11 protein-coding genes are annotated in these 13,228 nt (G+C 35.6%); 3 read left to right on the forward strand and 8 right to left on the reverse strand.

The annotated features are described in order from the left end of the window. Position 1: 1 nt before the first annotated feature. From AC3IS6_RS02930 to AC3IS6_RS02965, 8 genes are all read right to left on the reverse strand, one after another. Entirely contained in the window at positions 2 to 859 is an 858-nt protein-coding gene (locus AC3IS6_RS02930) for a prephenate dehydrogenase (protein ID WP_489163414.1), read from the reverse strand. A gap of 290 nt (positions 860 to 1,149) precedes the next feature. Next, positions 1,150 to 2,295 carry a pyridoxal phosphate-dependent aminotransferase gene (locus AC3IS6_RS02935; protein WP_489163415.1) on the reverse strand — a complete coding sequence of 382 codons (1,146 nt, stop codon included), beginning with the start codon at positions 2,293 to 2,295 and terminating at the stop codon, positions 1,150 to 1,152. A gap of 81 nt (positions 2,296 to 2,376) precedes the next feature. Then, positions 2,377 to 3,216, reverse strand: a complete 840-nt coding sequence (locus AC3IS6_RS02940) for a prephenate dehydratase (RefSeq protein WP_489163417.1) — start codon at positions 3,214 to 3,216, stop codon at positions 2,377 to 2,379. 586 nt (positions 3,217 to 3,802) lie between these two features. Further along, complete coding sequence (locus AC3IS6_RS02945) at positions 3,803 to 4,969, reverse strand: DUF1501 domain-containing protein (protein ID WP_489163418.1); 1,167 nt, start codon at positions 4,967 to 4,969, stop codon at positions 3,803 to 3,805. Between the two features lie 12 nt (positions 4,970 to 4,981). Continuing rightward, a complete protein-coding gene (locus AC3IS6_RS02950) occupies positions 4,982 to 6,379 on the reverse strand; it encodes a DUF1800 domain-containing protein (protein WP_489163419.1) in 1,398 nt (465 codons plus the stop codon). Positions 6,380 to 6,835: 456 nt separating this feature from the next. Next, positions 6,836 to 9,229: a ribonucleoside-diphosphate reductase subunit alpha gene (locus AC3IS6_RS02955; protein WP_173965947.1), complete on the reverse strand. Its 2,394-nt coding sequence runs from the start codon at positions 9,227 to 9,229 to the stop codon at positions 6,836 to 6,838. 253 nt (positions 9,230 to 9,482) lie between these two features. Then, positions 9,483 to 10,460: a ribonucleotide-diphosphate reductase subunit beta gene (locus tag AC3IS6_RS02960; protein ID WP_089054274.1), complete on the reverse strand. Its 978-nt coding sequence runs from the start codon at positions 10,458 to 10,460 to the stop codon at positions 9,483 to 9,485. 346 nt (positions 10,461 to 10,806) lie between these two features. Continuing rightward, complete coding sequence (locus AC3IS6_RS02965; RefSeq protein ID WP_017496181.1) at positions 10,807 to 11,376, reverse strand: DUF3109 family protein; 570 nt, start codon at positions 11,374 to 11,376, stop codon at positions 10,807 to 10,809. A 317-nt stretch (positions 11,377 to 11,693) separates the two neighbouring features. Here AC3IS6_RS02965 and AC3IS6_RS02970 point away from each other — a divergent pair, with 317 nt between their 5' ends. The 3 genes from AC3IS6_RS02970 (at position 11,694) to AC3IS6_RS02980 (ending at position 13,190) form a co-directional block, all read left to right on the forward strand. Beyond that, a complete protein-coding gene (locus tag AC3IS6_RS02970) occupies positions 11,694 to 12,272 on the forward strand; it encodes a MarC family protein (RefSeq protein WP_489163421.1) in 579 nt (192 codons plus the stop codon). Between the two features lie 107 nt (positions 12,273 to 12,379). After that, the gene (locus AC3IS6_RS02975; protein ID WP_017496183.1) at positions 12,380 to 12,580 is read left to right on the forward strand and encodes a hypothetical protein; all 201 of its coding nucleotides are present in this window, start codon (positions 12,380 to 12,382) and stop codon (positions 12,578 to 12,580) included. 4 nt (positions 12,581 to 12,584) lie between these two features. After that, positions 12,585 to 13,190, forward strand: a complete 606-nt coding sequence (locus AC3IS6_RS02980; protein WP_489164907.1) for an FAD-dependent oxidoreductase — start codon at positions 12,585 to 12,587, stop codon at positions 13,188 to 13,190. Positions 13,191 to 13,228: the final 38 nt, after the last annotated feature.

A 13,228-nucleotide genomic window follows, 5' to 3' on the forward strand; every position in this document is an offset into this window, starting at 1 on the left:
TTTATTTTTTAATTGTTAATCCGTTTAGTATCTCTTTAATTTTATTGGTGCTTTCCATTTCATCAAAAATGGCACTGTAATCTTCTTCTTTTAGCAAATCCCTAAACCGACTGAGATTTGAAATGTATTCTTCTAATGTTTCCAGAACATATTCTTTGTTTTGCTTAAAAATTGGCGTCCACATTGCAGGCGAGCTTTTAGCTAAACGAACGGTACTTTCAAATCCGCTTCCCGCCATATCAAAAATATCCTGTTCGTCTTTTTCTTTATTCATTACCGTTTTTCCCAGCATAAATGAGCTAATGTGTGACAAATGCGAAACGTAAGCAATATGTTTGTCATGTGAAATTGGATCCATATAGCGTATCCTCATTCCTATTTCGGCAAAAAGCTTTAACGCCTTTTCCTGCAATTTAAAAGTGGTTTTTTCCACTTCGCAGATAATATTTGTTTTTCCCTTAAACAAACCTTTAATCGCCGCCGAAGGCCCTGAGAACTCTGTTCCGGCAATTGGATGCGTGGCAATAAAATTCCGCCTTTTTGGGTGGCTCGCTACTACATCACAGATTGGTTTTTTCGTCGACCCCACTTCAAAAACGATTGTTTTGTCGCCAACTAAATCCAATACTTTTGGCAAAACTACAAGTGCCACATCTACAGGAACCGAAACAATTACAAAATCAGCTCCCGACAGATCTTCAAAACTTCCTGCTTCGTCGATAACTCCTAAATCAATGGCTTCCTGTAAGTGTTTTTCGTTACTGTCAATTCCAAAAATGGTCGAATCAGGATGTTGATCCTTGATGTCCAGCACCATCGAACCGCCTATTAATCCTATTCCTATTACGTATACTTTCATATTTCTTTTTATTAGAAGCTATTTCCTGCTATCCGCTGTATCTTTTTATGGTCTCGTTAGAAAAAAAAAGAGACCATAAAAGGATGCCGCTTCTATCAGGGCTAGGGCTTCTCGTTTTTTAAGACCTTTATCGTTTTCCGTCTTTTTTATCATTTCGACGAAGGAGACTCGAGCGATAGCGAACAGACGAAGTAAATCTTCGCAAGTAACTCCGCGACGAAAATCCAATCTTTGTAGAGCTTCTCGTGGAGATTTCTCCTTCGTCGAAATGACAAACTGTTGAGAAAAATCTAAAATCGCTCTATCGCTTCCTGTATTTTTTCTTCTTTCACACACAATGAAAATCTGATATAACCTTCACCGTTGCTTCCAAAAATGGTTCCCGGCGTGATGAAAATATGTTTCTCATATAATATCTCGTCAATGAACTTTTCTGATGATTCAATTCCTTCCGGAAGTTTTGCCCAAACAAAAAGTCCAACTCCTTCTTTATATACTTTGCAGCCTAATTTTTCCGCTAACTTTTCCGTTAGTTCTCTACGACCTCTATAAATTTTGTTTTGATCTTCGAACCATGATTTATCACAATTTAGAGCCGCGATTGCACCTTTTTGAATTCCGTAGAACATACCGCTGTCCATGTTACTTTTTACTTTTAGAATTGCATCAATAATTTCAGGATTTCCTAAAACCATCCCCACTCTCCAGCCTGCCATGTTGAACGTTTTACTTAATGAATTCAATTCTAAAGCTACATCCTTTGCACCTTCAACCTGCAATAAACTCATTGGATTATCATTCAAAACAAAACTATACGGATTATCGTTAACTAATAATATCTTATGTTTTTTAGCAAAAGCAACCAATTTTTCAAATAATGCCAGACTTCCCCTTGCTCCTGTTGGCATGTGCGGGTAGCCCAACCACATAATTTTTACTTTCTCCAGCTCTAATTTTTCTAAAGCTTCAAAATCCGGCTCCCACGCATTTGCTTCTGTCAAATCATAATAAACCGGAACTGCCCCAACCAAATTGGTTACCGAAGTATAAGTTGGGTAACCCGGATTCGGAATTAAAACATGATCGCCTTCATTTAAAAACGCCAACGAGATATGCATTATTCCTTCTTTCGAACCCATCAAAGGTAAAATTTCATTATTCGGATTCAACGCAACACCAAACTGGTTCTGATAAAAATCAGCCATTCCTTTTCTCAATTCCGGCAATCCCTGATAACTCTGATAGCCATGTCCATTTTCATCCTGAATTGCTGCGGCTACCGCTTCAATTACTGCTTTTGACGGACTCAAATCAGGGCTTCCGATTCCCATATTGATAATAGGTTTTCCTTCAGATTGCAGCTGACGAACTTCTCTTAATTTTGAGGAGAAGTAGTATTCTTCAACTGTATCTAATCGTTTTGCTGTTGTTATCATTTTTTTTATTGCTTTAGACTTTAGGTTCTTATAAACTTTTTACTTTGCTTTCTACTTTTTGGACTTTAAGACTTTCCAACTTTAAGACTGACTTAAAGGCTTGGTATTTTTATATTCTCCTAATACTTTAAAATATTCTGCCATAATGTTTAATAACGATTTGGCTTTTGCAAAATCTTCGTATTTCTCGAATGTTACGTCTACGAAAAACGAATATTTCCAGGGTGTTTCAATTTTTGGCAACGATTGAATTTTTGTCAAATTCAGTTTGCAGTCGCTCATCACATTTAAAACTGCTGCCAGACTTCCTCTTTTGTGATCCAGTTCAAATTTGATTGATGCTCTGTTGATTTCGTTTTCCGGCAGAAATGAATTCTGTTTTTTAATAATCACAAAGCGGGTCATATTATTCTTGATCGTTTGGATCTCAGGAGCGATAATTTCTAAACTGTACATTTCAGAAGCCGTTTTACTGGCGATTGCCGCAATTCCTGTCAATTGTTTTTCCTGAATTCTTCTCGCAGTCTCGGCCGTATCTTTGTCCTCAACCAACTTAATGTTTGGATATTGTTTCAGGAAATCCATACATTGCAATAAGGCCATCGGATGTGAATGAACCTCTTTTATATCTTCAATTTTCTGCCCTTTTAAAGCCATTAAGTTTTGATGAATGTTCAAATAATGCTCTCCAATAATGTGTATATTATTCTTATCAATCAAAGCATAATTCGGAATAATTGGTCCTGCAATCGAGTTTTCAATCGCCATTACAGCCTGGTCCGATTTTCCGGAAAGCAGACTATCGATTAATTCTTCAAAAGACAAACATTCATCAATATCCACATTTTCAGAGAAATACTCCTTCACTACCTGATGATGAAAAGATCCTTTAATACCTTGTATTGCAATTTTCGTTGTCATATATTCAAAAAAAAATCCTGATTTGCATCAGGATTGTATATTAGTTTTATTTGTATTTTAATTTTCTCAAATAACCATAGCACAATCCTCACTTCTACTAAAGAAGAAATAAAAAGAGTTGCTAAAATAAAAACGGTTATTAGTCATTTTGTTTGTGTTTTTCAATAAATTCTTTGCGAATGTATAAATTATTTTTACTGTACCAAAAAAAATAATACATTTTATGAAACAAAAAAGGATTTCTTAACAAATTTATGATGTTTTGTATGATAATACAAAAATATCTCCTTAAAATGAGATATTTACAATGGGGATTTGAAAGTTCTGAGATTGTGAGTGGCTAAGATTCTATTTTTTTTTCGCCACGAATTAACGAATTAACGCAAGTCATTGTCATTTTACAATCCAATTTCTCGAATTAAATCAATGTATTCCTTACTCCTTGTCATTCCGAGGAACAACAAACTAGACGAAAATATTGTTATGTAAATAATTAGCCTAGCCCCGATTGAAGTGGAAATCCTTTTGTGTCCGCCGCGGCGGACACAAAAGATTGTAACGAAAAGCGGGAATAGCTTCTAAAAAACTAAAACAGCCCAGAAACCGGTTTGTTCACAATCCCAATTTTAGTATAATCGAAGTTCATTTTTTGCTGTAGTAATGAAGCATAAACACTTCTGAAATCAATTTCATATTTTAAATCCCCATTATCCAAATTAGATAAATCAGGATTGTTGCCTAAAATTGTTCCTTTATTACTTCCGCCAATTATAAACATTGGCGCGGCAGTTCCATGATCTGTACCGTTTCCATTATCTTTTACACGTCTTCCAAATTCAGAAAACACCACAACTGTTACATTCTCTAGCAACTTTGACTGTTTCAAATCCTGGTAAAAACTGTACAAAGCGTCGTTCAAATCCGCTAATTTCTTTTCGTGTATAGCAAGTTGATTGTCATGCGTATCAAATCCGCCTAACGAAGTATAATACACTTTTGAATTTAAGTTTCCTTTGATCAGTCGACCAATCCATTCCAGGTTCTTAGACAATTCTGTCTTAGGATAACTAATTTCCGACTTGGATTTCGCCAATGCTTTCTGAATTTCATCAGATCCTTCTGTAACCGAATTGGCTATTTTTCGAACAAAATCCAATTGCGGATTATCGGACAAGGTTACATTTTCTTCTTTATCAGATTTCACTTTAAATCGATTTGGATCTTTTACCGTGATAAAATTGGGTTCATTACCTTTCAACGCCAGATTATCGATCGAATCCAGATTTATTCCTGCGGTGGCCTGATGCCCATTGCACTGCAAGTCTAAATAACGTCCCAACCAGCCTTCATTAATGTATTTATTAGAATCTGTGGCCGTTTGCCAAATTTCCTGACTTCTAAAATGTGATCGAATGGGTTCGGGATATCCAACATTCTGAATTACGGTCAGATCACCATTTTGCTGCATTTGAGCAAAATCCTTTAAAGCCGGATGAAAAGCCATTCCTTTATTTTTCCCAATGACAGTATCCTTATTCAAAGCTATTTTAGTACGTAAATCATAATACAATGGATTATCATACGGAATGAAAGTATTCAAACCGTCATTTCCTCCATTTAACTGAACAAACACAACACATTGCTCGCCGATTATCAAATTACCCTGCGAACCAAATGCATGTAAAAAATCAGGAAGCACCAGCATTCCGCCAGTAAGAGTTCCTGTAAGCGTTAGAAAATTTCTTCTGTTCATAATTACAGCTTTCTAAATTAATTGATATTCGGGCAGTTTGGTTATATAATTAAAGAGTCGGATTACAGCAAAATTGGCATGTGCCTCTTTTGGATCAAAATCGTATTTGAGTAAGTTCTCCATGTCTTTTTGCACCGAATCATTTACTTTAAACAATAATCTGTTTGACAGATCAGTGATGATCGTTTTGTTATTTCCGTTGGTATCAAAGTCAATTTTTACTTCAACTTTTTCAAATTCTGATTTTGGTTTTTCAGCTTCGGAAGCCATCGTATTCAGAACTTTACGGGTAATACTTCTCCCGCTGCAAAGCAAATCGGCGGTATTGTTGCGCTGCAGGTAAATTTGAGAGGTCAGCCAGGAATTGCCCCCATCCCAACCTTTTACATTAACTTGGTTGTATAAATCCATTCCTTGCTGCTTCAGAAAGAACAGAATCATCCCATCGTCAAGATCATCGATATGCAACTCATCCAGTAACTGCAAAATATAAACTAAAGGATCTTTGATTTTTGTTCCTGAATTTTCTTTCTTATACTCTTCGGTAAAGATCTTGGTCAATAAAGGCTGAATTTCAAATTTCACTTTTCTAAAATAATCCCCATAATAAGTCACCAGATCTTCGGGTGGATTGTCATACACAAACCATTCGAGGATTTTTCGGGTAATCAGATACGGAATGTTTTTCTGTTCAAAAATAATATCGACCAGATCATCTGCTTTCCAATTTCCGGTTTTACCAAAATAGGTTTTATCAGTGTCATCTTCAGCAAACTTCCTGTAAGCAGCTCTGTTGTCTCCATAATTTAGCCCTGCCAAAGCTCTTGCTCCATTTTTAATATCGCTTTCGGTGTAGTTTCCAATTCCGATGGTGAACAGTTCCAATAATTCGCGACTGAGGTTTTCGTTGTATTTCCCTTTTTTGTTGTCGACATTATCAAGGTACTTCACCATTGCATTCGATTTCAAGATTTGCTTGGTGAGTTCTTTAAAGTTCCCAAAAGCATGTTCCCGCAAAATCATATTGTGCTGGTAAATCCAGTAATTGACTTTTACCTTCTGCGTGGTGGATACAAAGTGATTGTGCCAGAAGCAAACCATATTTTCACGTAGCGGAAATTCATCATTACGCATTTTGCCAATCCACCACTTTTTTAGTTCTACTGCGGAGTAGATTTCTTTTTTGAGGACTTTCTTTTTTTCCTCTGAATCTGCAGCTTTAATTGACTCCCGAAGCTCTTTGAGTTCTAATAATGTCTTAGGATCATCCTCTAAAAAAGCGGGGAGCTGTGTGTCAAATTTGGATTCATAGGAATGCTTTAGAAATTTTTCTAATCCTAGTTTTTCAATTGCATCGGATTCTTTGCCGGAAAAACCCAATCGTAACGACCAAAGATTACTTTTTTTCATAATTCAGAAATTATTACAATAAGACTTGACTTTCTCTTAAAGGTTTAATGAAAGGTTCTGAGGTACTTAGATACTAAGGTGCTAAGTTTTAAAATCTTTGGTAACAATTAAACGGGTTTTTTTTTTGGGATATTGCTTTACTCGTTTTGACACGAAACAGACAGAATTATCCAAATAAAAAACTATAGTAAATATCCACTTGTAAAACCTTAATTTTTATTCCAAACGATATCATGACATAGCCAGAGGTTTCAACCTCGGGTTACAGATTGGATCAGAATCAAATTACATGGCATTGTATTCCACAGGTTGAACCTTGGGCTACAATAAAAGATTGAAGACTGCTTGTTGCTGGTATTGATAACAAAAAAAAAGCAGCTATCGAAATGATAACTGCTTTCTATAAACTTTAAGAATAAAAAAATCTCTACTCTATTTTCTTTCTTCTGAAAATCATTAAGATCCACACATTTCGCAATCTTCAGGGTCTGCTGCTTGTGCTTTTAAAAGCATTGCTTTATAATCCTCAACGCTGATTGCTTCCGTTTCTGCAACTAATGTTGGAGCTGTTTCTTCTTTTTTATCATTGTTTAGCGTGAACTTAATGGCATCAACTGCCGATTTTGTTCTTAGGTAATACATTCCTGTTTTTAAACCTGATTGCCAAGCGTAGAAGTGCATTGATGTTAATTTAGAATAGTTAGCATCTTGCATGAACAAGTTCAAAGACTGTGATTGGTCAATGAAGTAACCTCTTTGACGTGACATATCGATAATGTCTTTCATCGACATTTCCCAAACTGTTTTATAAAGATCTTTCAGCTCTTGCGGAATAATATCAATATTTTGAACTGATCCGTTATGACGCATAATTTCCTGTTTCAAATCTTCGTTCCATAAACCAAGTTTTACTAAATCTTCCAGTAAGTGCTTGTTTACTACGATGAATTCTCCAGACAATACACGACGTGTGTAAATGTTTGATGTATAAGGTTCGAAAGCTTCGTTGTTTCCAAGAATCTGTGAAGTCGAAGCAGTTGGCATTGGCGCTACTAACAATGAGTTACGAACCCCATGCTCCATTACTTCTTTTCTTAAAGACGCCCAGTCCCAACGACCTGATAATTCTTCATCTTTCAATCCCCACATATTGTATTGAAATTCCCCTTGAGACATTGGAGAACCTGCAAAAGTTGAATACGGTCCTTCTTCTTTCGCCATTTCCATAGAAGCGGTTACGGCTGCGAAGTATAATGTTTCGAAAATTTCCTGATTTAATGCTTTTGCCTCATCACTTGTAAAAGGCATACGCAACATGATAAAAGCATCTGCTAAACCTTGCACCCCTAATCCTACCGGACGGTGACGAAGGTTAGAGTTTTCGGCTTCTTTAACAGGATAGTAATTTCTGTCGATTACTTTGTTTAGGTTACGAGTTACACGTTTGGTAACATTGTAAAGTGCTTCGTGATCGAATTTACCGTTATCAATAAACATTGGCAACGAAATAGAAGCCAGGTTACAAACTGCAATTTCATCTTTAGAAGTATACTCCATAATTTCAGTACACAAGTTAGACGAACGAATAGTTCCTAAGTTCTTGTGATTTGATTTACGGTTTGCCGCATCTTTATACAGCATATAAGGTGTTCCTGTTTCGATTTGTGATTCCAGAATTTTCTCCCATAACTCACGTGCACGAATCGTTTTTCTACCTTTTCCTCTAAATTCATAATCCAGATATAGTGCTTCAAACTCTTCTCCATAAACATCATACAGACCAGGACACTCGTTAGGACACATTAAAGTCCAGGTAGTATCTTCCTGTACACGTTTCATGAATAAATCGGAAGTCCACATTGCGAAGAATAAATCTCTTGCACGCATTTCTTCTTTTCCTGTATTTTTCTTTAAATCCAAGAATTCGAAAATATCAGCATGCCAGGTTTCGATGTAAATCGCAAAACTTCCTTTACGTTTTCCACCACCCTGATCTACATAACGAGCAGTATCATTGAATACTCTCAACATCGGAACAATTCCGTTTGAAGTTCCGTTTGTACCGCGAATGTACGATCCTGTCGCACGAACGTTATGAATTGAAAGACCAATTCCTCCCGCTGATTGCGAGATTTTAGCAGTTTGTTTTAAAGTATCATAAATACCATCAATACTATCATCCTGCATAGCCAAAAGGAAACAAGAAGACATCTGAGGTTTTGGAGTTCCTGCATTGAACAACGTTGGTGTTGCATGCGTGAAGAACTTTTTAGACATTAAGTCGTACGTCTCAATTACCGATTTTAAATCATCAAGGTGAATACCAACCGAAACACGCATCAACATATGTTGTGGTCTTTCAACGATTTTACCATTAATTTTCAGCAAGTAAGAACGCTCTAAAGTTTTAAAACCAAAATAGTCGTAATTAAAATCTCTTGTATAAATGATATGAGAATCTAAGAAAGCTGAGTTTTCCTGAATTACTTTAAATACTTCATCCGAAAGTAACGGAGCATCCTGTCCATTTCTTGGATTTACGTAATTGTACATATCTTTCATCGTTTCTGAGAACGATTTCTTGGTATTTGAATGTAGATTTGAAATTGCCACACGCGCTGCCAGTTGTGCATAATCAGGATGCGCAATAGTCATAGAAGCCGCCGTTTCTGCTGCAAGATTATCTAATTCAGAAGTCGAAACCCCGTCATACAATCCCTCGATAACTCTCATGGCTACCTTAACAGGATCTACAAGTTCATTTAAACCGTAACACAATTTTTTGATTCTTTCTGTAATCTTATCAAACATTACCGGCTCTTTATGGCCATCTCTTTTTACTACATACATAAGCTTACTATTTAAGTTATTGAAAAAATGAAAGACTCTGGAATAACGATTTCCAAAGCTTAAACATTGTGTGTTTCCTAATTATTTTTTGAGAATTGTAGGATTCTCAATAGTTGTCTGTTTCCAATCCGAAAAACAGATTGAAAGGCATTAAAAATTGTTCTTGAATCAACGATTTGGGATGAAGATTCAATCTTAAAAATGATTTATTTTTTTAGTGTTTTTTAGTGTCCACTAAAACTATTCTTGTTGTCTAAAAATCTGCATCAAATGAAATTTTTTGTGCATCACTGTCTGTGTTCATTACACCTGACTTTTGATACTCCGCAACACGTTTTTCAAAGAAATTGGTTTTTCCCTGAAGAGAGATCATGTCCATGAAATCAAACGGATTCGCTGATCCATACACACGCTCACAACCTAATTCTACTAATAATCGATCTGCAACAAACTCTAAATATTGCGTCATTAAAGTAGCATTCATTCCTATTAAACTTACCGGAAGAGATTCTGTTACAAACTCTCTTTCGATATTTAAAGCATCAACAATGATTTCTTTAATTCTGTCTTTTGGCACTTTATTAACCAGGTGATGATTGTGCAGGTGTACTGCGAAGTCACAGTGTACACCTTCATCACGTGAAATCAACTCGTTCGAAAAAGTCAAACCTGGCATTAAACCACGTTTTTTTAACCAATAAATAGAACAGAAAGCACCTGAGAAAAAGATCCCTTCCACTGCTGCAAAAGCAATTAGTCTTTCAGCAAATGAATCAGATTCGATCCATTTTAAAGCCCATTCCGCTTTTTTACCAATTGCAGGAAAAACTTCCAAAGCATTAAACAATTCTGCTTTCTCTGCTTCATCTTTTACATAAGTATCAATTAACAAAGAATACGTTTCACTATGTATATTTTCCATCATGATCTGGAAACCATAGAAAAATTTAGCTTCAGCATATTGAACTTCATTTACAAAGTTCTCAGCAAGGTTTTCATTTACAATTCCATCAGAAGCTGCAAAGAATGCTAAAATGTGTTTGATAAAATATCTTTCGTCGTCACTTAACTTATTATTCCAGTCCGTCAAATCCTGGTGCAAATCGATTTCTTCTGCAGTCCAGAAACTAGCCTCCATCTTTTTGTACCATTCCCAAATATCATGATGTTTAATAGGAAAAATAACGAAACGATTTTTATTTTCTTGTAATATTGGCTCGACTTGTGACATGAAATTTTGCTTTAATTTTTATACTAAATTTTTGCTAATTCAGTAGACTACAAAGATTGTCATTTGTTGCCAAAAATAAAAGCCAAACTTATTCACAATCGGGCGTAGTTTTTAACAACAGCAGAAAATTGAGATATTTTTCATACAACAATTAAAATACTGTAAATGAGTAAATTAATCCTTACATTTACTGCTCATTTTGCTGTAGAATATAGACTTTTTAAAATAAAAAGCAAGAAATTTTTAAATGTTTTTAAAAGTTTTTTCCCGGCTTCTTCTCTCTTTTTTTAATCAAATCTTGAGTACTTCCCAGCAACGGTAATAGCTACCGATTTTTTAAGATTTTTTAAGATTTTTTAAGTTCTTCTGCGACTTTTTCAAGCTCCAAATACCAGTCTTGCCCAAAGCGGCGAATTAGCGCCTCTTTGACAAATTTATACACCGGAACCTCCAACTCTTTACCTAACGAACAGGCATCGTCGCAAATATCCCACTTATCGTAATTCACTGCAGCGAACTCTGTAAAGTCTTTCACTCGTATTGGATATAAATGACAGGAAACCGGTTTTTTCCAATCTACGATTCCCTGATTATATGCCTGCTCAATTCCGCAAAGCGCAGTCTTGCCATCAAAAATAACGTAGGCACAGTCTTTATTATCAATCAAAGTCGTTTCAAGATCACCATCCGTCCCCTTTACCCAGGTTCCCTGAGCTTCGATCGCGGCAATTCCTTCTTTTCGCAGGAAAGGTTTAACTTTAGGATAAATTTCTTCCAGAATTTTAGTTTCCGCTTCACTCAAAGGCGCACCGGCATCTCCATCAACACAACAGGCTCCTTTACAAGCTGACAAGTTGCACACAAATTCTTTTTCAAGAATATCTTCTGAAATAATGGTTTTTCCTAATTGAAACATGATACTTAAATACTGTAATTTATAAAGTGCAAAGATACGCAAAGAAAGCAGATATTCCTTTTATTCTTTCTACGCACTTATCCGACAAGATTCTGCACAAGCGGCATTTATGAATCTTTTGTAAAAAACCGTTGCAATACTTTAGCCCAAACGCCTTGCAAATATGCAAAACAACCGACTTATTGTTACAAAAATCATTTTTTTAAGCAGATATACGTGTTTTTATAACAAAAATACTCTCCGTTTTATATATCATAAAAAAGCATTAACTTTATTATCTACTTTTGCACATCTCTAAACTCTAAATAAAAAAAATTATGTTAGAAATTGATTTTAAGGAAATTATCACTGTTGGAATGGTACTTTTTGCCGTAATCGATATTGTAGGATCAATTCCGATTATTATCAATTTAAGAACAAAAGTAGGACATATCGAATCTGAGAAAGCTTCAATCGTTGCCGGTTTGATTATGATTACTTTTCTTTTTATCGGAGAGGGCTTCCTGCAGCTTATCGGAATTGATGTACACTCCTTTGCTGTTGCAGGCTCATTTGTATTATTCTTTTTAGCGCTGGAAATGATTTTAGGCATTCGGATTTATCGTGACGAAGAACCGGGATCGGCTTCTATTGTTCCTTTGGCTTTCCCTTTGATTGCGGGTGCCGGTACGATGACTACTTTGTTATCGCTTCGATCTCAATTTCACACGATTAACATCGTCATTGCAATTCTACTGAATATTTTTCTGGTATACCTTGTTTTAAAATCTTCTAAAAAAATAGAAAATTTATTAGGAGAAAACGGACTCGGTGTAGTTCGCAAGACATTTGGAGTCATACTTTTAGCAATTGCTGTTAAATTATTTGCTGCGAATGTTAAAGGTTTGTTTGTCTAACATTTATTTTTATAAATTTACCCCATAAAATTTCTAAAATACAACTTTAAGATATTTTTCACATCTCAAGGTTCTACTTTATTATTTTAGACAAACAAACAACCATTATGAAAATCTTTACTTCCATCTTAGTGCTTCTGGCATTAGCTTTAATCGTTTTTAATATTACGTTGCTAGACTTCAAAAATCCTTTTCAAGGAGACAGTGTAGTAGCTTTTATTGGAATCGCAGCTTCATTTTGTGCCGTTTTAATTCTTTTGATTTTTAGAATCTCAAAAAGAATTGAAGAAAAAACAAACGGACGATAACAATATGTTTGACGTTTTAATTATTGGCGGAGGTGTTTCAGGCATGTCTTGCGCCCTCGTCTTGGGATCAGCTAAAAACAAAGCTTTTGTAACCGATAAAAAAATCGGAATTTTTACTCACCAAAAAAACTCTTCACTTCAAGAAGCCATTTTTTACAATGCTTATGGTATTACACCTGGCAAACTAGGATCTGATTTACTTCTGGAAAGCACCAAGGATTTATCCAGTAGTTATCCGCACATCATTCAGATCGAAAATGAAAAAGTAGTTAAAGTCGAAGGTACTTACCCCGATTTTACAGTAACTACGAACAAAAACTCTTATAAAACAAAAAATATCGTCATAGGAATTGGCTCTGCGAATACTTTTGACATAGAGGGCTTAATACAGTATATTGAACCTCACAAAAAAGCACTTCCCGAAAAACAACGCATCCAGCTTAAAAACGACGACCACAAAGTAGCCGACGGTATTTATGTTATTGGAACTTTAGCAGGCTGGAGAAGCCAGTTAGCGATTGCAGCCGGAAGCGGCGCCGCTGTAGCTACAGATATTCTGACTTTATGGAACAACGGCGTGCAGACTCATGCACACGACAGCATTCGATAAAACAAACCTATCTACTAAACAAAATAAAACCATTAAGA

The sequence above is a fragment of the Flavobacterium sp. KH_035 genome (assembly GCF_057839565.1).

Coding starts and splice junctions, on each gene's coding strand:
- AC3IS6_RS02930 (WP_489163414.1), bottom strand. CDS start 859: ATGAAAGTATACGTAATAGGAATAGGATTAATAGGCGGTTCGATGGTG.
- AC3IS6_RS02935 (WP_489163415.1), bottom strand. CDS start 2,295: ATGATAACAACAGCAAAACGATTAGATACAGTTGAAGAATACTACTTC.
- AC3IS6_RS02940 (WP_489163417.1), bottom strand. CDS start 3,216: ATGACAACGAAAATTGCAATACAAGGTATTAAAGGATCTTTTCATCAT.
- AC3IS6_RS02945 (WP_489163418.1), bottom strand. CDS start 4,969: ATGAACAGAAGAAATTTTCTAACGCTTACAGGAACTCTTACTGGCGGA.
- AC3IS6_RS02950 (WP_489163419.1), bottom strand. CDS start 6,379: ATGAAAAAAAGTAATCTTTGGTCGTTACGATTGGGTTTTTCCGGCAAA.
- AC3IS6_RS02955 (WP_173965947.1), bottom strand. CDS start 9,229: ATGTATGTAGTAAAAAGAGATGGCCATAAAGAGCCGGTAATGTTTGAT.
- AC3IS6_RS02960 (WP_089054274.1), bottom strand. CDS start 10,460: ATGTCACAAGTCGAGCCAATATTACAAGAAAATAAAAATCGTTTCGTT.
- AC3IS6_RS02965 (WP_017496181.1), bottom strand. CDS start 11,376: ATGTTTCAATTAGGAAAAACCATTATTTCAGAAGATATTCTTGAAAAA.
- AC3IS6_RS02970 (WP_489163421.1), top strand. CDS start 11,694: ATGTTAGAAATTGATTTTAAGGAAATTATCACTGTTGGAATGGTACTT.
- AC3IS6_RS02975 (WP_017496183.1), top strand. CDS start 12,380: ATGAAAATCTTTACTTCCATCTTAGTGCTTCTGGCATTAGCTTTAATC.
- AC3IS6_RS02980 (WP_489164907.1), top strand. CDS start 12,585: ATGTTTGACGTTTTAATTATTGGCGGAGGTGTTTCAGGCATGTCTTGC.